The organism is Janthinobacterium sp. NKUCC06_STL, from assembly GCF_019345455.1.
GTDB lineage: Bacteria > Pseudomonadota > Gammaproteobacteria > Burkholderiales > Burkholderiaceae_D > Janthinobacterium > Janthinobacterium rivuli.
The window spans coordinates 1,751,710-1,775,510 of the sequence record NZ_JAHKQY010000001.1; the positions used below are offsets into that span (position 1 = coordinate 1,751,710).

The 23,801-nt window shown below is 62.1% G+C and carries 25 protein-coding genes; 6 read left to right on the forward strand and 19 right to left on the reverse strand.

Features of this window, described 5'->3' with window-relative positions; all coding sequences use genetic code 11:
• Window positions 1–49: 49 nt before the first annotated feature.
• The 10 genes from KO539_RS07945 to KO539_RS07990 form a co-directional block, all read right to left on the reverse strand.
• The gene (locus KO539_RS07945; RefSeq protein WP_219308275.1) at window positions 50–1,441 is read right to left on the reverse strand and encodes an SGNH/GDSL hydrolase family protein; all 1,392 of its coding nucleotides are present in this window, start codon (window positions 1,439–1,441) and stop codon (window positions 50–52) included.
• 241 nt (window positions 1,442–1,682) lie between these two features.
• Window positions 1,683–2,702 (reverse strand): L-threonylcarbamoyladenylate synthase, encoded by a 1,020-nt coding sequence (locus tag KO539_RS07950; RefSeq protein ID WP_219308277.1) that lies wholly within the window; start codon window positions 2,700–2,702, stop codon window positions 1,683–1,685.
• The gene (locus KO539_RS07955; protein WP_219308279.1) at window positions 2,699–3,907 is read right to left on the reverse strand and encodes a 5-(carboxyamino)imidazole ribonucleotide synthase; all 1,209 of its coding nucleotides are present in this window, start codon (window positions 3,905–3,907) and stop codon (window positions 2,699–2,701) included. Before KO539_RS07955 ends, KO539_RS07950 begins: the two co-directional genes overlap by 4 nt.
• Window positions 3,908–3,922: 15 nt before the next feature.
• Window positions 3,923–4,420 carry a 5-(carboxyamino)imidazole ribonucleotide mutase gene (gene purE, locus KO539_RS07960; RefSeq protein WP_046684384.1) on the reverse strand — a complete coding sequence of 166 codons (498 nt, stop codon included), beginning with the start codon at window positions 4,418–4,420 and terminating at the stop codon, window positions 3,923–3,925.
• A gap of 1 nt (window position 4,421) precedes the next feature.
• Window positions 4,422–5,315, reverse strand: a complete 894-nt coding sequence (locus KO539_RS07965) for a phosphoribosylaminoimidazolesuccinocarboxamide synthase (RefSeq protein ID WP_219308281.1) — start codon at window positions 5,313–5,315, stop codon at window positions 4,422–4,424.
• 104 nt (window positions 5,316–5,419) lie between these two features.
• Window positions 5,420–6,484, reverse strand: coding sequence for a class II fructose-bisphosphate aldolase (fba, locus tag KO539_RS07970; protein ID WP_035822493.1), 1,065 nt, complete (start codon window positions 6,482–6,484; stop codon window positions 5,420–5,422).
• Between the two features lie 79 nt (window positions 6,485–6,563).
• The gene (pyk, locus tag KO539_RS07975) at window positions 6,564–8,012 is read right to left on the reverse strand and encodes a pyruvate kinase (RefSeq protein WP_034780607.1); all 1,449 of its coding nucleotides are present in this window, start codon (window positions 8,010–8,012) and stop codon (window positions 6,564–6,566) included.
• A gap of 113 nt (window positions 8,013–8,125) precedes the next feature.
• The gene (locus tag KO539_RS07980; RefSeq protein ID WP_219308283.1) at window positions 8,126–9,337 is read right to left on the reverse strand and encodes a phosphoglycerate kinase; all 1,212 of its coding nucleotides are present in this window, start codon (window positions 9,335–9,337) and stop codon (window positions 8,126–8,128) included.
• Window positions 9,338–9,417: 80 nt separating this feature from the next.
• Window positions 9,418–9,765, reverse strand: coding sequence for an AzlD domain-containing protein (locus tag KO539_RS07985; protein WP_374106354.1), 348 nt, complete (start codon window positions 9,763–9,765; stop codon window positions 9,418–9,420).
• The gene (locus KO539_RS07990; protein WP_219308285.1) at window positions 9,758–10,492 is read right to left on the reverse strand and encodes an AzlC family ABC transporter permease; all 735 of its coding nucleotides are present in this window, start codon (window positions 10,490–10,492) and stop codon (window positions 9,758–9,760) included. The genes KO539_RS07985 and KO539_RS07990 overlap by 8 nt, the downstream gene beginning before the upstream one ends.
• A gap of 258 nt (window positions 10,493–10,750) precedes the next feature.
• Here KO539_RS07990 and KO539_RS07995 point away from each other — a divergent pair, with 258 nt between their 5' ends.
• From KO539_RS07995 to KO539_RS08010, 4 genes are all read left to right on the forward strand, one after another.
• Window positions 10,751–10,945, forward strand: a complete 195-nt coding sequence (locus KO539_RS07995; RefSeq protein ID WP_034780619.1) for a zinc-finger domain-containing protein — start codon at window positions 10,751–10,753, stop codon at window positions 10,943–10,945.
• A gap of 74 nt (window positions 10,946–11,019) precedes the next feature.
• Window positions 11,020–11,445, forward strand: a complete 426-nt coding sequence (locus tag KO539_RS08000) for a nuclear transport factor 2 family protein (protein WP_034746103.1) — start codon at window positions 11,020–11,022, stop codon at window positions 11,443–11,445.
• A complete protein-coding gene (locus KO539_RS08005; RefSeq protein WP_219308287.1) occupies window positions 11,445–12,470 on the forward strand; it encodes a YheT family hydrolase in 1,026 nt (341 codons plus the stop codon). Before KO539_RS08000 ends, KO539_RS08005 begins: the two co-directional genes overlap by 1 nt.
• Complete coding sequence (locus KO539_RS08010; protein WP_035822509.1) at window positions 12,463–13,059, forward strand: DUF2946 family protein; 597 nt, start codon at window positions 12,463–12,465, stop codon at window positions 13,057–13,059. Before KO539_RS08005 ends, KO539_RS08010 begins: the two co-directional genes overlap by 8 nt.
• Here the strand turns inward: KO539_RS08010 and KO539_RS08015 are convergent.
• Window positions 13,056–14,645 (reverse strand): M48 family metalloprotease, encoded by a 1,590-nt coding sequence (locus tag KO539_RS08015; RefSeq protein WP_035828300.1) that lies wholly within the window; start codon window positions 14,643–14,645, stop codon window positions 13,056–13,058. The genes KO539_RS08010 and KO539_RS08015 overlap by 4 nt on opposite strands.
• Window positions 14,646–14,798: 153 nt before the next feature.
• Between KO539_RS08015 and moaC the strand changes: the two genes are divergently transcribed.
• Window positions 14,799–15,305 (forward strand): cyclic pyranopterin monophosphate synthase MoaC, encoded by a 507-nt coding sequence (gene moaC, locus KO539_RS08020; RefSeq protein WP_034746095.1) that lies wholly within the window; start codon window positions 14,799–14,801, stop codon window positions 15,303–15,305.
• Here the strand turns inward: moaC and KO539_RS08025 are convergent, their stop codons facing one another.
• A complete protein-coding gene (locus tag KO539_RS08025; RefSeq protein WP_219308289.1) occupies window positions 15,306–15,686 on the reverse strand; it encodes a DUF6713 family protein in 381 nt (126 codons plus the stop codon).
• 163 nt (window positions 15,687–15,849) lie between these two features.
• On the opposite strand from KO539_RS08025, the gene KO539_RS08030 reads away from it, so the two are divergent.
• A complete protein-coding gene (locus KO539_RS08030; RefSeq protein WP_219308291.1) occupies window positions 15,850–16,572 on the forward strand; it encodes a flagellar brake protein in 723 nt (240 codons plus the stop codon).
• Window positions 16,573–16,593: 21 nt separating this feature from the next.
• Here KO539_RS08030 and KO539_RS08035 read toward each other — a convergent pair whose 3' ends face one another.
• From KO539_RS08035 to recA, 7 genes are all read right to left on the reverse strand, one after another.
• The gene (locus KO539_RS08035; protein ID WP_219308292.1) at window positions 16,594–17,058 is read right to left on the reverse strand and encodes a pilin; all 465 of its coding nucleotides are present in this window, start codon (window positions 17,056–17,058) and stop codon (window positions 16,594–16,596) included.
• Between the two features lie 213 nt (window positions 17,059–17,271).
• Window positions 17,272–18,153, reverse strand: coding sequence for a succinate--CoA ligase subunit alpha (sucD, locus tag KO539_RS08040; protein WP_034746085.1), 882 nt, complete (start codon window positions 18,151–18,153; stop codon window positions 17,272–17,274).
• A 13-nt stretch (window positions 18,154–18,166) separates the two neighbouring features.
• Window positions 18,167–19,336: an ADP-forming succinate--CoA ligase subunit beta gene (gene sucC, locus KO539_RS08045; RefSeq protein WP_034746081.1), complete on the reverse strand. Its 1,170-nt coding sequence runs from the start codon at window positions 19,334–19,336 to the stop codon at window positions 18,167–18,169.
• Between the two features lie 72 nt (window positions 19,337–19,408).
• Window positions 19,409–19,969 carry a DUF2889 domain-containing protein gene (locus tag KO539_RS08050; protein ID WP_035822519.1) on the reverse strand — a complete coding sequence of 187 codons (561 nt, stop codon included), beginning with the start codon at window positions 19,967–19,969 and terminating at the stop codon, window positions 19,409–19,411.
• Between the two features lie 278 nt (window positions 19,970–20,247).
• The gene (locus KO539_RS08055) at window positions 20,248–21,786 is read right to left on the reverse strand and encodes a class I SAM-dependent methyltransferase (protein ID WP_219308294.1); all 1,539 of its coding nucleotides are present in this window, start codon (window positions 21,784–21,786) and stop codon (window positions 20,248–20,250) included.
• Window positions 21,787–21,934: 148 nt separating this feature from the next.
• Window positions 21,935–22,390: a recombination regulator RecX gene (gene recX / locus KO539_RS08060; protein ID WP_099376372.1), complete on the reverse strand. Its 456-nt coding sequence runs from the start codon at window positions 22,388–22,390 to the stop codon at window positions 21,935–21,937.
• A 203-nt stretch (window positions 22,391–22,593) separates the two neighbouring features.
• Complete coding sequence (recA, locus tag KO539_RS08065) at window positions 22,594–23,697, reverse strand: recombinase RecA (protein WP_219308296.1); 1,104 nt, start codon at window positions 23,695–23,697, stop codon at window positions 22,594–22,596.
• Between the last annotated feature and the right edge of the window lie 104 nt (window positions 23,698–23,801).

The following is a 23,801-nucleotide window of genomic DNA, read 5'->3' on the forward strand; positions in this document are numbered from 1 at the left end:
GCTGCCAGCGCCAGCCACGTCCCGTAGACGTAGCTGGCGCGGCCATCCCTTACAGCCAGCCCCGCACGACCATGTCCTTGGCCACGTAACGGGCCAGCAACAGGTTGTTGAACGGCGTAGGATGCACATCGTCGGCATACGAGTAGTGGCTGACGTCGCCCGCTTTCAGGTTGGTGCCATTGCAGACCAGCGAGCTGCCCAGGGAATTTTTCGCTGGCGACAGGTCGCACGCCGTCTCGCTGACGTTGGTCAAGCCATACGGGGCAGGATTGACGCCCTGGTCATGGCTGACGGCATACACGTCGACCAGCAAGACTTTCGCATTGCCGTTCAAGCCGGCACTCAGCTCGCCGTTGAAGGCGCTGACCATGGCATTGATGAGCGCCTTGGTATTGGCATCCTTGCTCAAGCCCGATGGTGTACCGGCCACGTCCGGCAGGTTGTTGACCACCACATTGTTGGCGCCCTTGGCAATGATCTGGTCCTTGACCTGCGCCACCAGTTCGATACCAGCTTTTTTCATCTCGGCAACCAGCAACGGCCCCTGGGCCGCAGCGTATTCGGCACCGGCTTTGGCGCCGGCAGCATTGCCCGTCACAGTCGCATCGGCTTGCGCCTTGGCGACCAGCGGGCCATACACGGTGGGCGAACCGACGGCGGCATTGCCCGGCTGGTTGGCTGCAGCGAAGACGGCGGCCTGCACAATCGATGTCGATGTCGCGCCAGGCGCCGCACTGGCGGTTGCTACCGCCGCACCGATGGCTTGCGCCGCCGTGACGGGATTGGTCGAGTTGGCCACCAGGGCGGTGATCAGGTTGGAGGCAAAGGCTTTCGCTCCCGCATCCGCACCAGCCTTCTTGCCGGCGTCCGTCGCGCCCGCTTGCAATTGCCCCAGCAGGAACAGCACGTCGTTACCGCCGGCCATCACGAAAACAACTTCCGTGCCGCTGAACTTGCCGCCGGAAACAGCCAGATGGTTCGCGATTTGCGTCACCACGGGCACGGTCAGGGCGCCCAGCGCACCGCCCGCCAGCTTGTTGTTCGGACCAACGGGCTTGGTGACGCGCGAACCGCCCATGGCGTAGCCGAAGCAGCCGGCATGCTTGACGCGCGGAGCCTGCAGGCTCGGTACGCTGCCTTCCAGGCCCGTTTCGGCGGCGCATGGCGCCGGCAAGCCGAATTGCGCGGCCAGGTGCTCGGTCCAGTTCTTGCCCGTCAGTTCAGGATTGATCTTGGTATTGTCGCCATTGATGGTGAATTTGCCGCCACCGCTCGCCGCCACGCCGGCGACGGCATACGAACCGACATCGGACAGGCTGTCGCCGAACGACACCTGCGCCGTGTATTTGACTTTCAAGGTTTGATCACCGCCACTGGCGCCACCGCAACCTGCCAGGACAGCCGCAGCCAGCACGGCCAGCGCGAATTTTGTTTGATGCATTTTGTCTCCTCGGTCTTTTTTCTGGTTTCTAAACGAACGGGCGTGCTATTCGCTACCCAACTAATATGCCATCGTTCCTCAGGCTTGTATAGAAAATATGTTTTAAAAATCAACGAAATAACAACACCGCCGGCGCCCTGTCATGGCCGGGCGATCAGATGGATTATGGCGGATTTACTATGTTTCGTGGCAAGCATCGCTATTGCGCTGCATCAAGAAAAAGCCCCTTGCGGGGCTTTTTTCAGACGGACAGGAATTGCTGCAAGATACCACTTGAGCCGAATGCGGCGCGCCGCAAACGGTCGTTGACGCCCAGCCACGCGGGGCCGGTGGGTGGGGCTTCGACGAGTATCAGCTCGGCGCCGACCTGGTCCATCGTGCGCAGCGAGGCATACAGCGCATGTGCGTAATTTTCCGGCGTCGCGGCCAGGCGCACGCTGGCGCTGGCCGGCGGCAGATCCGAGTAGTGGATCAGGGCCACGCGGCGCCCGTCATTGAGCAGGCGGTTCAGGGTAGCGCTCACGTCGTCGCTGTGCTGCATCGCAACAGGCGTGTGCGGCGCGTAGTGCGATTCCAGGGTGCCCGAGGCGCGCGGCGCGGCAGCGTCCGCCACTGCCGGTGCGCGGCCGATGACGGCGGCGATCTGTTCGCTGCTGATATGGCCGGGACGCAACAGCACGGGACCGTGTGTGGCCAGGCGCGACAGGTCGACGATGGTCGACTCGATGCCCACGTCGCTCTGCCCGCCATCGAGAACCTGGCCCAGCAAGCCACTGGCGAGTTCCGCCGCGAATTCATCGCGCACATGCTGCGCCGTGGTCGGGCTGACGTTGCCGAACTTGTTCGCCGACGGCGCCGCCAGGCCGCCCTTGCCACCCTTGAAAGTGCGTAGCAATGCGATAGCCACCGGGTGCGACGGGCAGCGCAAGCCCACCGTATCCTGGCCGCCGGAGACGGCGTCGGGAATATGCGCGGCGCGCTTGACGATCAGGGTCAGCGGACCGGGCCAGAAGGCGGCCACCAGTTGCTGCGCTTCGGGCGGGATATCATCGGACCAGTGTGCCAGGTCGGCGCCGGGTGCCACGTGCACGATCACGGGGTGGTCCGAAGGACGGCCCTTGGCTTCATAGATGCGCGCCACGGCGGCCGGGTTTTCCGCATCGGCGCCCAAGCCATACACGGTTTCCGTCGGGAAAGCGACGAGGCCGCCCGCCTCCAGCACGGCCGCCGCCGCTGCCAAGTCTTGCGCGGGCACGCTCACGGTGCGATTCCCAAAATCAGGCAAGCGTCGCGCAGGCGCTGCTGCGCCTGCGGCAAGGTGGCGGCGATGAAAGTCAGGTGGCCCATCTTGCGGCCACGGCGCGGATCATCCTTGCCATACAGATGCAGGCAGGCGCCCGGCAGCGCCAGCACCTGGTCCCACGCCGGTTCGCAGGCAGCATCGCTGTCGCCGGCAAACCAGGCGTCGCCGAGGATGTTGAGCATCACGGCCGGCGAATGCTGGCGCACGTCGCCCAGCGGCAGACGCGCCATGGCCCGCACCTGCTGCGCGAACTGGCTGGTGACGCAGGCATCCATCGTATAGTGGCCGCTGTTGTGCGGACGCGGCGCCATTTCATTGACCACCAGGCTGCCATCTTCCAGCACGAAAAATTCGATGCACAGCACGCCGACATAGCCGAGTTCGGCCACCATGGCTTGCGCCGCCCGCTGCGCCTTGGCAGCGCAGTCATCCGACACGTTCGGACCCGGCACGGTGGTGGTAAACAGCACGCCGTCGCGGTGCACATTTTCGGCGATCGGATAGACGACCGATTCACCGTCCACGCCGCGCGCCGTCAGGACGGACACTTCATACGCCAGCGGCAGCATCTTTTCCAACAGGCAAGTTACTTCGCCCATTTCCGCGAACGCGGCGCGCACATCGTCGCGCGTGCGCACGCGGAACTGGCCCTTGCCGTCATAGCCCATGCGCACGGTTTTCAAGATACCCGGCAGCAAGTCGTCGCTGATGGCGTCGATGTCAAGCTGCGTGGCGATCACCATGTGCGGCGCCGGCAGCACGCCCGATTTGGCCGCACAGCCGACAAAAAAACGCTTTTCCGCGATGCGGTCCTGCGCCACCGACACGCCATGGGCGTTGGGCGCCACGAACACGCGTTCGGCCAGGCGCGACAGGCTGTCGGCCGGGACGTTCTCGAATTCCGTGGTGACGGCCAGGCATTGCGCCGCCAGGGCGTCGAGGCCGGCGACATCGTCATAGCCGGCATTGATGAGGCGCTGCGCCACCTGCCCCGCAGGGCAAGTGGCGGCCGGTTCCAGCACAGGTTCAAGAACTGCAACCTGATAACCCATGCTCTGGGCGGCCTGGGCAAACATGCGGCCGAGCTGGCCGCCGCCCATCACGCCCAGCCACGCCGATGGATGGGCGGCAGGCAGCAATGGGGAAGTCGATTTACTATTCATTATTTTTCAAACACATTATTCAGGCAAGACCATGGCCTTGGCGGCGGCCGTTTGCGTGGCACGGAAGGCTTCCAGGCGCTCGGCCAGGGCATCGTCATTGGCGGCCAGCATCGCCACCGCCGTCAACGCCGCATTCGCCGCGCCCGCTTCGCCGATGGCGAAGGTGGCCACCGGCACGCCCTTGGGCATTTGCAGGATGGACAGCATGGAATCTTCGCCGCGCAAGTATTTCGACGGCACGGGCACGCCCAGCACGGGCACGATGGTCATCGCCGCCACCATGCCAGGCAGGTGGGCCGCGCCGCCGGCGCCGGCGATGATGGCGCGCAAGCCGCGCGCGCGCGCGCTTTTCGCGTACGCATACATCTCGTCAGGCATGCGGTGCGCGGAAATGACTTGCGCTTCGTACGGCACGCCAAACTGTTTCAGCATGGCAACCGCGTTCTGCATCACGTCCCAGTCCGAGGACGAACCCATGATGACGCCGACCAGCGGCTTGTTTTGCTCAGTCATCTCAGGCCTTCAGCTTCTCGCCCGTCAGGCGTTCGATGGCTTCAAAATACTTGGCCTGGGTTTTTTCGATGACGTCGGCCGGCAGCGCAGGCGCCGGTGCGGTCTTGCCCCAGGTCAGGGTTTCCAGGTAGTCGCGCACGAATTGCTTGTCGAACGATGGCGGCGAAATGCCAGGCTGATACGAATCCGCAGGCCAGAAGCGCGACGAGTCGGCCGTCAGCACTTCATCCATCAAATGCATGACGCCATTGTCGTCCAGGCCGAATTCGAACTTGGTGTCGGCGATGATGATGCCGCGCGTGGCCGCGTATTCGGCGGCCGTCTTGTAGAGTTGAATGGCCACGTCGCGCATCTTGGCGGCCAGGTCGGCACCGATGCGCTCTTCCATTTCAGCAAAGCTGATGTTTTCGTCATGCTCGCCCAGCTCGGCCTTGGCGGCCGGCGTGAAAATCGGTTGCGGCAATTTTTCCGCCTGTTGCAGGCCCGCTGGCAGCGCGATGCCGCAGATGCTGCCCGTGTCCTGGTAATCTTTCCAGCCCGAACCAATGATGTAGCCGCGCACGACTGCCTCGACCATGATCGGTTTCAAGCGCTTGGCCACGACGGCGCGGCCTTGCACTTGCTCCACTTCCTCAGCTGCCACGACGGATTCCGGCGCCACGCCGGTCAGGTGGTTCGGCACGATATGGCCCAGTTTCTCGAACCAGAAGTCGCTCATCTGGTTGAGAACCTTGCCCTTGCCGGGGATAGGCTCGTTCATGACGACATCGAAGGCCGACAGGCGGTCCGTGGTGACGATCAAAATCTTGTCGTCGCCAACGGCGTAGTTGTCGCGGACCTTGCCGTGGCCCAGCAATGGCAGGGAATGGATGGAAGTCTGATAGAGGCTGTTCATAGCGGGGGAATAGTTGGATGAAACGAAACCGGCAGGCAGGGGGTGCCCGCCGGTCGAGAAAATCGGGCACGGAGCATTGCTTCCGGCCCGTTCCAGACAGAATTTTACTTCACAATTTGCGACAGCTCGCCGGCCTTGTAGCGCTCGGCCATTTTTTCCATCGTGATGACCTTGATTTTCGACGCCTGGCCTTCGCAGCCGAAAGCCTGCATGCGCGCGCGCACGATTTGCTCGGCGGCGGTGCGGGCTGGCTTCAGGAAGTCGCGCGGGTCGAATTTCGACGGGTTCTCGAACAGGTACTTGCGCACGGCAGCCGTCATCGCCAGGCGGATGTCGGTGTCGATGTTAATCTTGCGCACGCCGTGACGGATGCCTTCCTGGATTTCCTCGACTGGCACGCCGTAGGTTTCCTTCATGTCGCCGCCGAATTCGCGGATGATGGCCAGCAATTCCTGCGGCACCGACGAAGAACCGTGCATCACCAAGTGGGTGTTCGGGATGCGCGCGTGGATTTCCTTGATGCGGTCGATGGCCAGGATGTCGCCCGTCGGCTTGCGCGTGAATTTGTAGGCGCCGTGCGAGGTGCCGATGGCGATCGCCAGGGCGTCGCACTGAGTGCGCTGCACGAAGTCGGCCGCTTGCGCCACGTCCGTCAACAGTTGCTCGCGGGTCATGGTGCCGTCCGCGCCGTGGCCGTCTTCCTTGTCGCCCTTCATGGTTTCCAGCGAACCGAGCACGCCCAGTTCCGCTTCCACCGTCACGCCGATGGCGTGCGAGAATTTCACCACTTCACGCGACACTTCCACGTTGTAGTCGTAGGAGGCGACCGACTTGCCGTCCGCTTCCAGCGAACCGTCCATCATCACGGAAGTAAAACCCGAGCGGATGGCGGCCATGCAGACGGCCGGCGACTGGCCGTGATCCTGGTGCATGACGACGGGAATGTGCGGATACGCTTCGACGGCCGCGTCGATCAGGTGGCGCAGGAACGCTTCACCGGCGTACTTGCGCGCGCCAGCGGACGCCTGCATGATCACCGGCGAGTTCAGCGCATCGGCGGCGGCCATGATGGCTTGCACTTGCTCCAGGTTGTTGACGTTGAAAGCAGGAATGCCATAACCGTTTTCGGCGGCATGGTCCAGCAGTTGACGCATGGATACGAGAGACATGGTAATACTCCAGATAACAATAGAAACCGTTGCGGCGCTTCGCGGTCAATGACCGCGGCGGCGCCTGAATTCTTGGGCCTTATTCAAATTCACCCACTGTGACGATCTTCAATGCATTCGTGCCGCCCACCTGGCCCATCGGCTCGCCCCAGGTGACGACGATCATGTCGCCCTTGCGGACGATGCCTTGCGCCACCAGCAGCTCTTCCGCCTGCTTCAGCACTTGCGCGCTGGGGGCGTTCTGCATCAGATGATACGCCCGAACATTGCGGTACAGCGCGGCTTTGCGCAAAGTCGTCACGCTGGGCGTGAGCGCGTAGATCGGCGTGTCGATACTGTGGCGGCTCATCCACAAGGCGGTGGAACCGGATTCCGTCAGCGCCACGATGGCTTTCACGCGCAGGTGATGGGCCGTGAACAGCGCGCCGTAGGCGATCGACTGGTCGATGCGGGTAAACGTGACGTTGAGGAAATCGGCGTCGAGCTTGTTGTATTCGGACTGTTCCGCTTCGACGCAGATGGCGGCCATCATTTCCACCGTCTCGATCGGGTACTTGCCCGAGGCCGTTTCGGCCGATGTCATGACGGCGTCCGTGCCGTCGAGCACGGCATTGGCCACGTCGGACACTTCCGCGCGGGTCGGCACGGCGTTGACGATCATCGATTCCATCATCTGTGTGGCAGTAATGGCTAATTTGTTCGACGCGCGCGCCATCTTGATCATGCGCTTCTGCAAGGCCGGCACGGCCGCATTGCCCACTTCGACGGCCAGGTCGCCACGGGCCACCATGATGCCGTCGGAAGCGTCGAGAATTTCCTGCAGGGCAGGAATGGCTTCCGCGCGCTCGATCTTGGCAATCATCATCGGCTTGTGGTGGTACGGTTCACCGGCGATATTGGCCAGCTGGCGTGCCATTTCCATGTCGGTCGCGCATTTCGGGAAGGAAATGGCCAGATAGTCGGCCTGGAAACTCATGGCCGTCTTGATATCTTCCATATCCTTGGCCGTCAGCGCGGGCGCCGACAAGCCGCCGCCCTGGCGGTTGATGCCCTTGTTGTTCGACAACTCGCCGCCGATCTTGACGGTGGTGTGGATTTCGCTGCCGTGGATGCGCTCGACGATCAGCACGATCAGGCCGTCATTGAGCAGCAGTACGTCGCCCTTGTGCAAATCGCGCGGCAAGGCCTTGTAGTCGAGGCCGACTCTTTCCTGGTTGCCCAGTTCGCCGTTTTCGCCCCACTTGGCGTCGAGGATGAAGCGCTCGCCCGCCTCGAGCTGGATACGGGTGTTTTCAAACTTGCCGACGCGAATCTTCGGCCCTTGCATGTCGGCCATGATGGCCACTTCGCGTCCGCACTCGGCCGCCGCCAGGCGCACCAGCGCCGCGCGGTCGATATGGTCTTGCGCCTTGCCGTGGGAAAAATTCAAGCGCACCACGTCGACGCCCGCGCGTATCATTTTGACCAGAATATCGAAGTCAGTGGAAGCGGGGCCGATTGTTGCTACGATTTTTGTACCGCGTGGCATAGGAGTCCTTGTGCGCGAGCGAAGGTGAGCAAGACCTGGCGGCTGAACCGCCCGGCAAGGTAAAAGCGCAGCGGTCAGGCTGCGCTTGGTACTGAACTGCTAACGGCAGCGCCTCAAGCGGCGCGCTGCATCAGGATTTCGACGGCCGGCAAAGTCTTGCCTTCCAGGAACTCCAGGAAAGCGCCGCCGCCGGTCGAGATATAGCTGATTTTATCGGTAATGTCGTATTTGGCAATCGCCGCCAGGGTGTCGCCACCGCCGGCAATCGAGAAAGCTTTCGACTCGGCAATGGCCAGGGCCAGAGTCTTGGTGCCGTTGCCGAACTGGTCGAATTCGAACACGCCAACCGGACCGTTCCACACGATGGTGCCGGCGGCGGCGATCTGCTGCGCCAGCAGGGCCGCCGTTTTCGGGCCGATATCGAGGATCATGTCGTCGTCCGCCACATCGGCCACGTCCTTGACGGTGGCAACGGCCGTCGGCGAAAACTCCTTGGCGCACACGACGTCGACGGGAATCGGCACTTGCGCGCCGCGCTTGGCCATGATCTCGATGATGGCCTTGGCTTCCTCGACGAGTTCCGCTTCCACCAGCGACTTGCCGACGTTCAAGCCAACGGCCTTCATGAAGGTGTTGGCGATGCCGCCGCCGACGATCAAGTTATCGACCTTGTCGGACAGGGCTTTCAAAATGGTCAGCTTGCTCGATACTTTCGAACCGGCAACGATTGCCAGCAGTGGGCGGGCTGGGGCGTGCAAGGCTTTCCCCAGTGCATCGAGTTCGGCGGCCAGCAGCGGGCCGGCGCAGGCGACGGGAGCGAACTTGGCGATGCCGTGCGTGGACGCTTCCGCGCGGTGGGCTGTGCCGAACGCGTCATTGACGTAGATATCGCACAGCTTGGCCATTTTCTGCGCCAGCTCATCGCTGTTTTTCTTTTCGCCCTTGTTGACCCGCACGTTTTCCAGCAGGACGACCTGACCGGCAGCCAGCGATTCCAGGCCGGCGCCATCGACCCAATTTTGTTTTAGTGCAACTTCCTGGCCCAGCAGCTCGGACAGGCGGGCGGCCACGGGCGCCAAGCTGTCGGCAGGCTTGAACTCGCCTTCCGTCGGACGGCCCAGGTGCGACGTCACCATAACAAAGGCGCCAGCGTCGAGGGCGGCGCGGATGGCCGGCACCGAGGCGCGGATGCGCGTATCTTCGGTGATCTTGCCACTGTCATCTTGCGGGACATTCAGGTCGGCGCGGATAAACACGCGCTTGCCTTGCAGTGCATTTTGGGCGATCAAATCTTGCAGACGGATGAAGTTGAGAACAGCTGACATGGCGATCCAGATGACGAGTGGAAGGAAGTGCGCTATTTTACCGCAATGACCAGAGCAAATCCCCGATTTGTCCTGCTTTACTAAAAAACGTGCAACAGTCGCAAGCCCGTGAAAACCAGCATGCCGAAGACGATGGTTTGCAGCATATTGCGGCGGATCACGAAAAAGAGCGTGGCGGCAATCCCCGACAAGAGTTTCAAATTCGACAATTCCAAGTGCACTTGCTGCCCCTCCATCAGCAGGTCAGGCGCGATGATGGCCGCCAGCGCGCAGGCCGGCGCATAGCGCAGCATCTCGCCCACGCGGCGCGGAATGGTGATGTGGTGGCCGATCAGCCAAAAGGTGCTGCGCGTGGCGGCCGTGGCCACCACCAGCACGGCGATGGCGATCCACACGTCGCTTCCGCCCAGGTCGATGCCGTCAATCATGGCGTTTTGTCCATTTTTCGGTCAATTCTTCCACGGCCATGGCGCTGACCATGCCCACCACGACGGCCACCAGCAAGCCCAGCTTGTACGGCAGGCTGAAGGCCAGCACGGCCACCGCGCCCGCCACCAGCACGCCGCACAGGGCGGCGCGGCTGAGGATCAGCGGCACCGTCACGCACAGGATCGCCAGGGTGCCCGCAAAACCCAGCCCCCATTCGGCCGGCACGACGGCGCCCAGCACGATGCCGATGAAGGAACCGATTTGCCAGGCCAGCCAGTTGGGGTAAATCAAGCCTTTCAGGAAGGGCAGCTTGGCCGGGTCCGGCGTTTCATGGGGATAGCGCTGCAGGAACAGGCCCACCGTGATGTCGCCCGCCACATAGCCGAGCGCAAAGCGCTGGCGCCACGGCAAATGGGAAAAATGCGGGGCCAGCAGCACGGAAAAGATGACAAAACGCAAATTGACGACGAGGGCCGTGGCGAAGATCACCCACACGGGCGCCTGCGCGGCCAGCAGGGGCAAGGATGCGAGCTGGGCCGAGCCGGCGAAGACAAACAGGGTCATGGCCCCCGCCTGCGCGACAGTCAGGCCGCTTTTCACCATGGCCACGCCCACCACCATGCCCCAGGCGGCGATGCCCAGCAGGGTGGGCGCACCCAGGTTCAGGCCGGCGCGCCAGGCGTCTTTCAGCAGGGCGTCGTCCTTGGCGGCCGGGACGGCGTTCACGCGGCGCTCCGGCCGAGGTAGTGTGGTAACTGCACAACAATGGTGCGCGGGGCGCATGGGCGCAACGGTAATACCGGCAAGGCAAATCCAGTCAGTGTGGCGCTGCAGCTGCCATATTTCCGCAAAAACCCGCGCCGCAGCCGAAGATGATCGAGCCGACATTTTAGCCATGATTTTTGCTGTCTGCCTGAATCCGTTAAAATCGTGCTTTTGGCAGCAGCCGACTTCCTTCCATACAGCCTCACGGAGCATGACAAGATGACAAAAACCACCCAGCCAGCGGTCGAACTCGACAGTAAAGACTTGCCAGCCCACTGCCCTAACCCGGCCATGCCATTGTGGTCGTCGCATCCGCGTGTGTTCCTGGAATTCAACAAGGACGGTATCGCCAAGTGCCCTTACTGCGGCACGGCCTACACCCTGAAGGAAGGCGCCAGCGCCGGCCACCATTAAACTGCCCAGCGGCGCGCCCCCAGCGCGCCGTTTTCATTTGCACACTGAGCTATACCGATCAAGCCGGAGTCGTCATGAAACGTCTGAAAGAACTCAATGGCAGCGCCGCCGAAGTCGAAGCGGCGTTCTACGATGCCTTGCACCGCGCCGACCTCGAAGCGCTGATGGCGCTATGGGCCGACGATGAAGAGATCGTCTGCATCCACCCGGGCGGCGCGCGCCTGATCGGCCACGCCGCCATCCGCGCCTCGTGGGAAACCATCCTGGCCGGCGGCGGCCTGCATATCGTGCCGGCGCAGCTGCATGAAACGCACAATCTGATGAGCTCGGTGCACACGGTCATCGAAGGCGTGACCCAGGAAGAAGGCGGTCCGGCGCACCTGCTGGCCACGAACGTGTATGTAAAAACGCCGCGCGGCTGGCGCATCGTCTTGCATCACGCCTCCATCGCCCCCGGCGGCGCACCGGCCGATGCCGCGGGGACACAGATCCTGCACTGATGGCTTTGTCTCTTTTCTATACCGCCCCGCTGTGGCTGCCTGGCGGCCACGCGCAAACGATTTATCCGGCCGTGTGCCTTGCCAAGCCGGCCGTGGCCTTCCGCCGCGAACGCTGGCAAGCGCCCGATGGCGACTTCGTCGACGTCGACCTGGTCGACGGCCAGCCGGGCCAGCCCTTCGTGGTGCTGTTCCACGGCCTGGAAGGCTCGTCGAACAGCCATTACGCGCGCGCGCTGATGGCCGAGGTGGCCGCGCGCGGCTGGTCCGGCGCCGTGCCGCATTTTCGCGGCTGCTCGGGCGAAGCCAACCTGGCCCCGCGTTTCTACCATTCTGGCGATGCGCAGGAAGTGGACTGGATCGTGCAGCGCCTGCGCCCGCGCGCCACCGGTAAATTTTACGCGGCCGGCGTCTCGCTGGGCGGCAACGCCCTGCTGTGCTGGCTGGGCCAGTCGCAGCACCAGGCCGATTTCATCGATGCGGCCGCGGCCGTATCGGCCCCGCTGGACCTGGCGCAAGGGGGTAAGGCCCTGTCTTCGGGCGCCAACCGGCTCTACACGCGCATGTTCCTGAACACCTTGAAACCGAAATGCCTGACCAAGCTGGAACAGTTCCCCGGCCTGTTCGCGCGTGACGCCATGCTGGCCGCGCGCGACTTGCACGCCTTCGACAATGTCGTCACGGCCCCCCTGCACGGCTACCGCGACGCCGACGATTACTGGCACCGCGCCAGCGCCAAGCACGTCTTGCACGATATCACCGTGCCGACCCTGGTACTGAATGCGCAAAATGATCCTTTCCTGCCCGGACGCTTCCTGCCGCGCAGCGCCGCGCCGAACGTCACACTCGAGTATCCGCGCCACGGCGGCCACGTCGGCTTTGCCGCCGGCAAGTTGCCGGGTAGCACACGCTGGCTGCCGCAACGGCTGCTCTCCTTTTTTGAAAACGGCAACATGGCGCCGTCTGTGTCGCAAAGCTGGCACGCTGGCGGTGCGCCCACTCACACGGAAAACGCTACACATGGATGAACTCGTCAAGCAAGCCCTGGCCAAATGGCCGAACGTACCGCACTGCTACGGCTGGCTGGGCCTGGACGCGCGCGGCCACTGGCGCATGCGCGACCAGCAGGCGCAGCAACAGCAACTGCCCGGCGACAAGATCGCCCACGCCGCCCTGTTGAATTTCATCAACCGCAATTATGCGCAGGATGAACGCGGTTGCTGGTTTTTCCAGAACGGCCCGCAGCGCGTGTATGTGAATCTGGAGGCGACGCCGTATATCGCCCGCAGCGATCCGCAGCACGGTTTTGTCTTGCAGACGGGCGCGCCGCTGGAACAGATCGAGCAAGTGTATTGGTGCGACGACGGCATGCTGATCTTGCGCCATGGCGATATCGTGGCGCAGGTCGACGACCGCGACCTGTCGCAGGTGCTCGATGCGCTACATGTCGATGGCCAAGTGGCCAGCAACGACGACTTGCTGGACTGGCTGGAATTGCACCAGGGCAGCTTGACCCTATTGCACGCAGGCAAGCACATTGCCGTGCAGCCGCTGCGCTACGATGCCGTGCCGCAAACCTTCGACTTCCAGCCGGTGCCGCAAGCCGATCAGGACTAACCCTTCTGATCCTTGATCTGTTCGCGGCGCTTTTCCTGCAATTCGCGTTCGCGCGCATCGATCACGGCCTGGTCATAAAAGGTCGCGTCCGTTGATTTGCGGGCGATCGTCAGCTGGTCCAGCGCGGCCATGGTAGCGCCCTGCAAGACGTACGATTCGGCCAGCGCCATGTGCTGCAAGGTCATCTTGCCCTGGTCCGCATAAGCTTTCGCCAGTAAATCGTAGAGTTCCGGCTCTTCCTTGTACAGCTGCACCTGTTCGCGCAAATACAGGGTCGATTGCTCCAGCTTGCCGGCAGCCATCAACGCTTCCGCATACTGGTGGGCAATGCCGCGCGAGAGAGGGAACTGCTGGCGCGCAGCGTCGGCCGCCTTCAGTGCCTGTTGCGCCACTTCCTTCTTTTGCGCCGGCATCAACAGCACTTCCAGCGCCATCGCCGCCAGCAGCGAATTGGGACCCTGCGTGCCGCCCGACGTCAGCACATTTGGCGCGGCCGGCTGGTGCAGTGCCGCATTGGCCGCATCGAGTTCCTTTTGCGCCTCCGCCGGCTTGCCCTGCTTGACGGCGACAAAGGACAAGCCGTAATGGGCGGCCGTCACCTGGAAGCGGCTTTGCTGTTCCAGCTGCGTCTTGAAGAGGGCCTTGGCATTCAACAAACCTTGCACGCTTTCATCCTGCAGCACGCGGGCGCGGGCGCGGGCCAGGTGAAAACTCAGGCTGTCCGCACGCTGCTTGTACGGCTGCTCGCGGATGCGCGCCTGGATGTCGGCGATGCGTTCCGTCGTCAGCGGGTGAGTCTGCAGATAAGCAGGCATCAGGTCGCTGTACGAGCGGCTGGCCGCCTGCATGCGGCCGAAGAAGGCCACCATGCCGGTGGTGTCGAACCCGGCTTCGCCCATGATCTGGAAACCGATGCGGTCCGCCTCGCGTTCGGCGTCGCGGCCGAAATTGAGCTGGCGCTGGATGGCCAGGCCCTGGCCGGCGGCAAACACGCCCATGGCCACGTCGCCACCGGCGCGCGAAGCGAGCGCCGCCAGCAGCATGGCGGCCAGCGGCATCAGGGCATCCTGGCGCTGCTGGCCCAGCATGCGCGCGATATGGCGCTGCGCCACATGGCCGATCTCGTGCGACAGCACGGAAGCCAGTTCCGCCTCCGTTTGCGCCGCCAGCACCAGGGCCGAGTGCACGCCGATGAAGCCGCCAGGCAAGGCAAACGCGTTCAACTGGGGATCGCGCACGGCAAAGAAGAAATAGTCGTAATTCGTTTCGCCGCGCACGCTGGGACGCGCCGCCACGAGGGCGTTGCCGAAGGTATTCAGGTATTCGAGCAAGGGCGCGTCATCGAGGTAGTCGCGGTCGCCGCGGATGCCGCGCATGATTTCCTCGCCGATCTTGCGCTCCATCGCCGGCGACAGGTCTTCGCGCGACGTGTCGCCCAGGTTCGGCAGGTTCGGCGCCGGCGGCACGGCCAGCGGCGTCCAGCTGCTTGCCGGCTTGGCCGCCGCGCTGGCGGCCGGCGCCGCTGGCGCGGAGGTATAGGTTTGCGCCAGCGCAGAAGGCGCAGCACAGCACAGCGCGGCCAGCAGGGACGCACGCCATGACTGGCGCAGCCATGCGGCAGCGGCGTTTTCGAGTACGGTCTGGAGGGGAGTTTTTGAATTCACGGGTGCTATCATACCTTGTTAGCGGCCCCCATTCCCACGCGTGCCGCGCCCCACTCCTCACCTATTTTTGACGCCATGACAACAGCAGACAAGCAAGCCCCCGCCGGGGAATTGACCCATTTCGACGCCACGGGCCAGGCCCATATGGTCGACGTGGGCAGCAAGGAAGACACGCGCCGCAGCGCCGTGGCCGCCGGCACCATCCGCATGCAGCCCGCCACCCTGGCATTGATCATTTCAGGCAATGCAAAAAAAGGCGATGTGCTGGGCATCGCCCGCATCGCCGCCATCATGGGCGCCAAGCGCACCAGCGACCTGATTCCCCTGTGCCACCCGCTGGCCCTCACGCGCGTCACCGTCGATTTTGAAGTCGACGAAGCGGCCAACAGCGTGCACTGCCGCGCCCAGGTCGACACGACGGGCAAGACGGGCGTGGAAATGGAAGCGCTCACGTCCGTGCAAATCGGCTTGTTGACGATCTACGACATGTGCAAGGCCGTCGACCGGGGCATGGTCATGACGAATGTGCGCGTACTGGAAAAGCATGGCGGCAAGTCGGGTGACTGGCACGCTGAGGTGTAATTATTTTGCCTGGCGCGCCAGCTGCTCCTGGAAGCGGCGCAAATCGTACACTAGCCAGGCGCCGCCGGACAGGCACAGCGCGATGATGGCCTTGGACAGCGGCAAGTGAAATTGCTCCTGTCCTGCCAGCGCAAAGCCGGTATGGATCAGGAAGGTGGCCACGCCCAGGGCCGCGCAGCAGCTCGCATAAAAAGGTGCCCGCGCGGTGGACAGCAACACGTGCTTGTAGCCCACCAGCACCACGGCAATCGCCGCCAGGTTAAACACCAGAAAACCCTGCACGCCGCCAGGCAGATGGAACATTTCCCACTCTTTCCAGTAGGCAGCGTCGATTTGATGCAGGATGAGGAACAACATGGTCCAGAAGTAGCTGCGCTGCATAGGATTCACATTCGTCAATATTGAAGCAATTGTAAAGCCTGCACCGCGTGACGGCGCGTGCACCTGGCATTTTTCAATGCCAATATGAATTTCATTGATATAAATGCTTTTTCATCAAGAAATCATGCATACTGCGAGTCGTCCATATCCAGATGAGCATCGCATGACAAGCAAGCACCCCGCCGCGGAAACCAAGCTCCAGGACTTCGACTTCGAGGCCATGAATCTGCAGGTGGGTGGCCGCATCCAGTTCATCACGCACCGCACCATCAAGCCCATCCAGCATTTCTCGACCCTGATCGGCTATGTGAAAGATGAGTACCTGATCGTCAAGATTCCCATGGAAAACGGCGCTTCCATCGTGCTCAACGAGGGTGACAAGCTGACCATCCGCGTGTTTTCCGGCGTCACCGTCTGCTCGTTTTCCTGCAGCGTGCTGCGCATCTTTGGCCGCCCGCTCAATTATGTCCACCTGAGCTTTCCCGACGCCATCCAGGGCACCAGCCTGCGCACGGCCATGCGCGTGAAGGTGGACATTCCGGCGCAGCTGAGCTACCGCGACGTGGCGGCCGTGCCCGTGTTCATCGTCAACCTCAGCGTCTCGGGCGCGCTGATCGAAGCGCCCGGCATGCTCACGCCGGACGACGAAGGCGTGGCCCTGAGCTTTACCCTGCTGGTGCAGCCGAACAAGCATCAGATGCGCGTCAATACGCGCGCCCGCATCCAGAACGTCAGCGTGGGCAAGCCGTCGAATGGCCACGCCGCCGAGGTGGCGGAAATCTATACGTATGGCGTGCAATTCATCGACCTGGAGCCGACCCACTACACCCTGCTGCAAAACCTCACCTATGAAGCGCTGATCGCGGACCGGCAAAAAATCGTCTGATACCGGGCTGACAAGCGTCACCTACAGCGTCGGCGTCACGTCGGGAATATTGTTTTTGGTAATCGCCTCCTTCGCCGCCGGATTCGTCACGGTGGTGCTATTGAACCAGGTCAGGCTGCTCGTGCCCGGCTTCATGGTCATCGTCACGGTTTGTCCACCGATACCCGTGCCCAGGTCGGCCGCCAGGGTCAGCACGATATTGCCCTTGTCCACCGTGGCGCTGGCCACTTCGCGCGTGGCACTGAACACGGGAATCGCACTTGGTGCGCTCTCCGTGGGCGTGCTGCAGGCGGCCGCCTCACCGCCGTTTTCCTGCACGCACAGGGCCACGGCCGTTTTCAACGGGGCAGCGGCCGCCAGCACGTTGCTAACCTTGGCCCGCATCGTGTAGTCGCCATACTGGGGAATGGCCACGGCCGCCAGGATGCCGGCGATGGCCACCACGATCATCAGTTCTATCAGGGTAAATCCGCTTTGCGCGCGCATCGTATCCTCCCATGGTGCATTGCTCACGCCAGGTACGTTGCAAGCGCCATGCCAGCGGCGCGCCCGGGCAGCGGCGGCACGCATGGAAAGAAAAGCGACACATTTGGGCAGGTTCGGACCAGCATCGTCCGCCCAGGCCGGGAATCGGCCTGTCTTGCGGACAAAAAAAAGGAGCCGAAGCTCCTTTTTTGTACTGCGGTAACCAGGCTGAAATTACAGCATGGCTTTCAGCAGACGCGCCATTTCCGACGGGTTTTTGGTCACGGTGATGCCGCAAGCTTCCATGATTTCCAGCTTGGCTTGTGCCGTATCGGCACCGCCCGAGATCAGCGCGCCGGCGTGGCCCATGCGCTTGCCTGGAGGAGCCGTCACGCCAGCGATGAAGCCGACGACCGGTTTTTTCATGTTGTCTTTGATCCAATAAGCCGCGTTGGCTTCGTCTGGACCACCGATTTCGCCGATCATGATGACCGCGTCGGTATCTGGATCATCATTGAACATCTTCATGATGTCGATGTGCTTCAGACCGTTGATCGGGTCGCCACCAATGCCGACTGCCGACGATTGGCCCAGGCCCAGTGCGGTCAGCTGACCCACTGCTTCATAGGTCAGGGTACCCGAACGCGACACCACGCCGATACGGCCCTTCTTGTGGATGTGACCTGGCATGATGCCGATCTTGATTTCGTCTGGCGTGATCAGGCCTGGGCAGTTAGGGCCCAGCAGCAAGGTTTTGCTGTTGGCTTTGGCCATGCGGTCTTTCAGAGCCATCATGTCACGCACAGGAATGCCTTCGGTGATGCAAATGGCCAGATCCATTTCAGCTTCGACAGCTTCCCAGATCGCCGCTGCCGCGCCTGCTGGCGGTACGTAGATCACGGAAACGTTGGCGCCGGTTTCTTTTTTCGCTTCGGTAACGTTAGCGAAAATTGGAATGCCTTCGAAATCTTCGCCGGCTTTCTTCGGGTTCACGCCTGCCACGAAGGCAGCTTTGCCGTTCGCGTAGTCGCGGCAACCGCGGGTGTGGAACTGGCCGGTCTTGCCGGTGATCCCTTGGGTAACGACTTTGGTATCTTTATTGATCAGAATGGACATGTTGATTCCTTAATTAAGCTTGACCGGCAGCAGCGGCAACGACGCTCTTGGCTGCATCTTCCATGGTGTCGGCTGCGATGATAGGCAGACCGGAATCGGCCAGCATCTTTTTGCCCAGGTCTTCGTTGGTGCCCTTCATGCGCACCACCAGTGGCACGTTCAGCGAGACGGCTTTCACTGCGGCGATAACGCCTTCAGCGATCACGTCGCAACGCATGATGCCGCCGAAAATGTTCACCAGGATGGCTTTCAGGCCTGGGTTTTTCAGCATGATCTTGAACGCTTCGGTGACTTTTTCCGCCGTGGCGCCGCCGCCGACGTCGAGGAAGTTGGCTGGCTCGCCGCCGAACAGTTTAATCGTGTCCATGGTGGCCATGGCCAGGCCGGCGCCGTTCACCAGGCAACCGATGTTGCCGTCGAGCGAAATGTAGGCCAGGTCGAATTTCGACGCTTCGATTTCAGCTGGATCTTCTTCGTCCAGATCGCGCAGGGCGACGATTTCCGGATGACGGAACAGGGCGTTCGGGTCAAAGTTGAACTTGGCGTCCAGAGCGATGACTTTGCCGCTGCCGGTAACGATCAGCGGGTTGATCTCGGCCAGCGAGCAGTCGGTTTCCCAGTACGCTTTGTACAGGCCTTGCAGGTTGACGCGCGCGTCGGCGATGGAGCCGGCAGGCACGCCGATTTTGGCGGCGATGTCGTCTGCCTGGGCATCGGTCAGGCCGGTGCCTGGATCGATGGTGACGTGGTGGATCTTCTCAGGGTGGCTCTCGGCCACTTCTTCGATGTCCATGCCGCCTTCGGACGACGCCATCAGGACGATTTTCTGGGTAACGCGGTCGGTGACCAGCGAAACGTACAGTTCTTGTTTGATGTCGGCGCCTTCTTCCACCAGCAGGCGGTTGACTTTCTGGCCTTCGGCGCTGGTCTGATGCGTGATCAGCTGCATGCCCATGATCTGGTCAGCGTATTCCTTGACTTGCTCGATCGATTTTGCCACTTTCACGCCGCCGCCCTTGCCGCGGCCACCTGCGTGGATCTGTGCCTTGACGACCCACACCGGGCCGCCCAGGGTTTCCGCAGCCTTGACTGCCTCTTCGACGGACATGCACGGGATACCGCGTGGTACCGTCACTCCGTGCTGCCGGAGGATTTCTTTGGCTTGATACTCATGGATTTTCATGCTGGCTTCCCTTCTGATACTGATGTGTAAAAATACGGTTAGTGGTGCAAAAAAAACAGGAAAGCGCCGGGGTCACGGCTTGGCTACCCAGCGCGGGTAATACTGTGCCACCGCCCCGCCATCGGTGCGCAGGGCGTGGCATTTGTCGAGTTGAAACGGCTTTTCATGCGATAAGTCAGCATTCGCACCGTCGCGGGTCGACCAGACATCGCCGGCAAATGCCTGAACCGTCGCAGTCGGCAAGACTTGCGCCAGTTCGGTCAAATGGGTACAGCCAGCGATTCCCGCCAGGCGCTGTTTCAAGTCGCGGCGGAAATTCTTCAATAAATTCAGACCGATCAAGGCCCGGTAAGCGGGGCCGATGGTATCGCAAAAACCGGGATAGGGCACGGCATCGGAGGCAGCTTCGGCCTCGACAATGGTCAGTTCGCGATCGACGGTAATGCGTAAATGGAGGTCATGCAGAGGGGCGCCGGCGGGACGGGGGCCGGAGGCCAGGGTCGCATCATAGCTTTTGATATCGGTGATACGGGCGTCAATATCCCACAGGCCGTCGTCGCGCACATACGCTTGGACGTCGATAACGCGGGAGTGCCGTAGGGCGCGCCGGGATACGGGAGTTGACAGGGGCATAAGACCGATGCCGCTTGCGCGGCCATAATTAGTAAGCAGCCATGTGCATAAAGCACGCCGTTCGCAGCTTCTACGAACAGCAACCGCACCTGCGGCGCCGCAAAAACCCTAAAAGTGTAGCACACAGGGCGCTAGTTGCGCCGCAACATAATTATTTATTGGTCTGGCCGTCCGCCGCAAATTATCAATGAAAATCGCAAAATAAATAACAAACATTCACAATACGAATAAGCAGGAAGCAGGTAGACAGGCACCGGCAAGCTGGCCGACGCCACGCCTCAGTCTGTCACGCCCAATGCGCGCAAAACAGGCAAGGTGTGCGCAGAAAAATACTGCGCGTGCACCAGCAACTGGGCCAGGTTTTCCTCTTCCGTCAGCAAGGGCTGCCCATCCCTTGTCAACAGTTGCTCCAGGCGCAGCATCACGGGCCAGGTCGCGCTTACCCAGTCTTGGGGCGTTAGACAACCTTGCAGTTTCGCCCACAGGAAGAGCTGTTGTAAATGCGATACAATCACGCCGCTGCCCGTCAGGGGACTGGCAAGGACAAGCAAATCGGTTCTTGCCAGCGCCTGTTCCAGCAGGTGCGCATTCAGGCGTGCCGTCTGCGGCCGCGCCACGGCGATATCGGCCTCGTCCTGAACAGCCAGCACACTGCCTTTGCTGACCAGCACCAGCATGATCTGCAGCAAGGCGGCCAGCTTGGCGTCGCTGCCCGACAGTTGCTGCTCCAGCTCGCCTATCGTGTACACGCGATGGTCGGCCATGGCATCGAGCACGGGCGCATATACGCGCTCATCCATATCGGCGTCGCCCAGCACGCCATGCACGCTCAACACCACTTCGTCGCGCGGCACGGCCAGCATCACGCGCACGGCCCGCAAGGCGCTGGCCTGGGCGAATGGCGTCAGCCTGCGCGCGCCCTTGACCCAGTAATCCTTGCGGAACTGCTCGTTGACGAGGAAAGCGCGCGTCGTCTCGCGGAAGGTGGGATCGGGTATCTCGGCCAGGAATTGCTGGTGCTCGGCCGTCAGGTTCAGCATGTCGACCAGAGCGATATAGTTGGCGGATGCGGCAAACTCGAGCTTGGCCTCACTCAGCATGGCCGCGACGCTGGAAAAGGCCATCGGTTGCCAGTCGGCATTGAAATACTCATGGGCAAGATACTGCCCATCCATCGTCTTGAGCTTGTCGAAGCGCTCCGCCAGGAGCGGATTGGCCGCCAGATAGCGCGGTTGCACGGCGATCATCCTGTCGACGAAATCGATGGCGCCAGCGACTCTGGCCAGCACGCTCTGGCCCGGAGCACTCATGACGCGGCTATGTTCGGCCATCAGGTCGCGCATCGGCATCATGGCGGCCCAGCCTGGCTGCGTGTTGTAACTGATGAAGACGACACCGCCGACTTTCAGCTTGCGCCGCAGGAAGTCGACGATCAGCGCGCGATTGTCCGCCGAGACCCAGCTCCAGATCCCGTGCAGGCAGATAAAGTCGAAATCGGGCAAGTCGTCGCGTCGGCAAAACTGCGCGAACGATTCGTCCGTGAACTGCGCGCCGGCGCCGGCCGCGCTGGCCAGCTCCTGCGCAAAGGCGGCCTGGGAAGGATTGAAATCATTGCCATGCCAGCGCGTGGCGGACGCCGCCGCATGGATGTTGGCGCTGATACCCTGGCCAAAGCCCAGCTCGCAAGCCGTGCCGCTGGCCGGCAAGGCAAGGCCGGCGGCCAGCAGGGGCAGCCGCAAGCGCAAGGGATTCAATTCTTCGTAATAGCCATAGGTATAAGCGATTTCGGCCATATAGCCGGCATTCCAGTTGCTCATCTTGCATCCTGTCACGATCAGTGGGGCCGCGCGCATCGCACAGCGTTCGAGCGCCAGCATACCTGATCGCGCGGCGTCGCCATACAGGAAACAGACGGCGTTTGAATGCGCAGTTCATGGGGGCACGGCGGGGTCGCCATGGCCAACCTTATTCCTCGTCGGGGTCCAGCCCCTTCAAGGCCACCTGCACGGCGCGCTGCGAAAAGCCGCGCTGCATCAAAAAACGCATCTGCTTGTTGCGCTGCTCGGCATCCTGCGCCACTTCACCAAATTTGCGGCGCCACACTTCGCAGGCGCGCGCGGTCTCGCCTTCGGCCAGGCCCGCCTTGAGTTCCTGCAGCGCCTCGCCGGCTATGCCATGGCTTTGCAATTCCGCCATGATGCGGCTATTGCCGAAGCGGGCCGAGCGGCGGTGGATCAGCGACTCGGAAAAGCGCTCCTGCGACAGCCAGTTGGCTTGTTCCAGGCTGTCGAGCAAGGCTTCCACGTCATCGCCCTCCTGCGCATGGCGCTGCAGCTTGCGCCGCAATTCCATGCGGCTGTGTTCACGCATCGACAAAAAGCGGAGCGCCCTGCCCTTCAGGCTCAGTTGTACTGCGGCCATACACCCACCTTGTCTTTCATTCCACGATCACATCACCCAAACACAATCGCCGCCCGGCGCAACAGCGCGGGACGGCGATCATGGTCACACCTTGCGGCAAGCCATGCGTAGCTCGGATCAGGCCCCTTGGGCCGTCATCCGACAACATTGTTGACGTCTGTGGTGTTGTCGGATTACGCGCGGCTTTGCCGCGCTCATCCGACCTACTCTGGCTTGGCTTCCGCAGCCTTGGCAGCCTTGTCGGCGGCTTTATCGGCTTTTTCCGGCTTTTCAACAGCCAGCGGCGGCAGTTCGCGCACACCCAGCGAAGCGCGGACCTTGTTTTCGATTTCGCGGGCCAGCGCCGGACGCTCTTGCAGGAAGGCGCGGGCGTTGTCCTTGCCCTGGCCGATGCGTTCGCCGTTGTAGCTGTACCACGAACCGGATTTTTCCACGATCTTGGCATCCGAACCCAGGTCCAGGATTTCGCCTTCGCGCGAGGTGCCGGCGCCGTACAGGATGTCGAAGTGCGCTTCCTTGAACGGTGGCGCGATCTTGTTCTTGACGACCTTGACCTTGGTTTCGTTACCGATCACTTCATCGCCGGACTTGATCGAGCCAGTGCGGCGGATATCGAGGCGCACGGAGGCGTAGAATTTCAGCGCATTGCCGCCGGTGGTCGTTTCCGGGCTGCCGAACATCACGCCGATCTTCATGCGGATCTGGTTGATGAAGATGACCAGGGTATTCGTGCGGTTGATGGAACCGGTCAGCTTGCGCAGGGCTTGCGACATCAGACGCGCTTGCAGGCCTGGCAGGGAATCGCCCATGTCGCCTTCGATCTCGGCGCGTGGCGTCAGCGCGGCCACGGAGTCGATGACGACGAGGTCGACGCTGCCCGAACGCACGAGGGCGTCGCAGATTTCCAGCGCCTGTTCGCCCGTGTCCGGTTGCGAGATCAGCAATTCATGCAGGTTCACGCCCAGCTTTTGCGCGTAACCGACGTCGAGCGCGTGCTCGGCATCGATAAAGGCGCAGGTGCCGCCCAGTTTTTGCATTTCAGCAATGGTTTGCAGGGTCAGCGTGGTTTTACCCGACGATTCCGGACCATAGATCTCCACCACGCGGCCGCGCGGCAAGCCGCCCACGCCCAGCGCGATATCGAGGCCGAGCGAACCGGTCGACACGACTTGCACTTCTTCGATCACTGCGCTGGCATCCATGCGCATGACCGAACCTTTGCCAAACTGCTTCTCGATCTGCGCCAGTGCAGCGGCGAGCGCCTTGGCTTTTTCCGATGCGGGTACTACAGCTTTTTTATCGTCCATATGTTCTTTCAGCCGTTCTACAGTTGCGGATTCACGTGACGCATCTACGTGAACCGTGCAGCCTGCGATAGCGCCAGTGGGTTAAATTCTTTACACAGACAGTA

Bases quoted from the DNA above. Each gene is read 5' to 3' on its own strand.
- KO539_RS07945 (WP_219308275.1), bottom strand. From the start codon at position 1,441: ATGCATCAAACAAAATTCGCGCTGGCCGTGCTGGCTGCGGCTGTCCTG.
- KO539_RS07955 (WP_219308279.1), bottom strand. From the start codon at position 3,907: ATGAATAGTAAATCGACTTCCCCATTGCTGCCTGCCGCCCATCCATCG.
- purE (WP_046684384.1), bottom strand. From the start codon at position 4,420: ATGACTGAGCAAAACAAGCCGCTGGTCGGCGTCATCATGGGTTCGTCC.
- KO539_RS07965 (WP_219308281.1), bottom strand. From the start codon at position 5,315: ATGAACAGCCTCTATCAGACTTCCATCCATTCCCTGCCATTGCTGGGC.
- fba (WP_035822493.1), bottom strand. From the start codon at position 6,484: ATGTCTCTCGTATCCATGCGTCAACTGCTGGACCATGCCGCCGAAAAC.
- pyk (WP_034780607.1), bottom strand. From the start codon at position 8,012: ATGCCACGCGGTACAAAAATCGTAGCAACAATCGGCCCCGCTTCCACT.
- KO539_RS07980 (WP_219308283.1), bottom strand. From the start codon at position 9,337: ATGTCAGCTGTTCTCAACTTCATCCGTCTGCAAGATTTGATCGCCCAA.
- KO539_RS07985 (WP_374106354.1), bottom strand. From the start codon at position 9,765: ATGATTGACGGCATCGACCTGGGCGGAAGCGACGTGTGGATCGCCATC.
- KO539_RS07995 (WP_034780619.1), top strand. From the start codon at position 10,751: ATGACAAAAACCACCCAGCCAGCGGTCGAACTCGACAGTAAAGACTTG.
- KO539_RS08000 (WP_034746103.1), top strand. From the start codon at position 11,020: ATGAAACGTCTGAAAGAACTCAATGGCAGCGCCGCCGAAGTCGAAGCG.
- KO539_RS08005 (WP_219308287.1), top strand. From the start codon at position 11,445: ATGGCTTTGTCTCTTTTCTATACCGCCCCGCTGTGGCTGCCTGGCGGC.
- KO539_RS08010 (WP_035822509.1), top strand. From the start codon at position 12,463: ATGGATGAACTCGTCAAGCAAGCCCTGGCCAAATGGCCGAACGTACCG.
- moaC (WP_034746095.1), top strand. From the start codon at position 14,799: ATGACAACAGCAGACAAGCAAGCCCCCGCCGGGGAATTGACCCATTTC.
- KO539_RS08025 (WP_219308289.1), bottom strand. From the start codon at position 15,686: ATGCAGCGCAGCTACTTCTGGACCATGTTGTTCCTCATCCTGCATCAA.
- KO539_RS08030 (WP_219308291.1), top strand. From the start codon at position 15,850: ATGACAAGCAAGCACCCCGCCGCGGAAACCAAGCTCCAGGACTTCGAC.
- KO539_RS08035 (WP_219308292.1), bottom strand. From the start codon at position 17,058: ATGCGCGCGCAAAGCGGATTTACCCTGATAGAACTGATGATCGTGGTG.
- sucD (WP_034746085.1), bottom strand. From the start codon at position 18,153: ATGTCCATTCTGATCAATAAAGATACCAAAGTCGTTACCCAAGGGATC.
- sucC (WP_034746081.1), bottom strand. From the start codon at position 19,336: ATGAAAATCCATGAGTATCAAGCCAAAGAAATCCTCCGGCAGCACGGA.
- KO539_RS08050 (WP_035822519.1), bottom strand. From the start codon at position 19,969: ATGCCCCTGTCAACTCCCGTATCCCGGCGCGCCCTACGGCACTCCCGC.
- KO539_RS08055 (WP_219308294.1), bottom strand. From the start codon at position 21,786: ATGAGCAACTGGAATGCCGGCTATATGGCCGAAATCGCTTATACCTAT.
- recX (WP_099376372.1), bottom strand. From the start codon at position 22,390: ATGGCCGCAGTACAACTGAGCCTGAAGGGCAGGGCGCTCCGCTTTTTG.
- recA (WP_219308296.1), bottom strand. From the start codon at position 23,697: ATGGACGATAAAAAAGCTGTAGTACCCGCATCGGAAAAAGCCAAGGCG.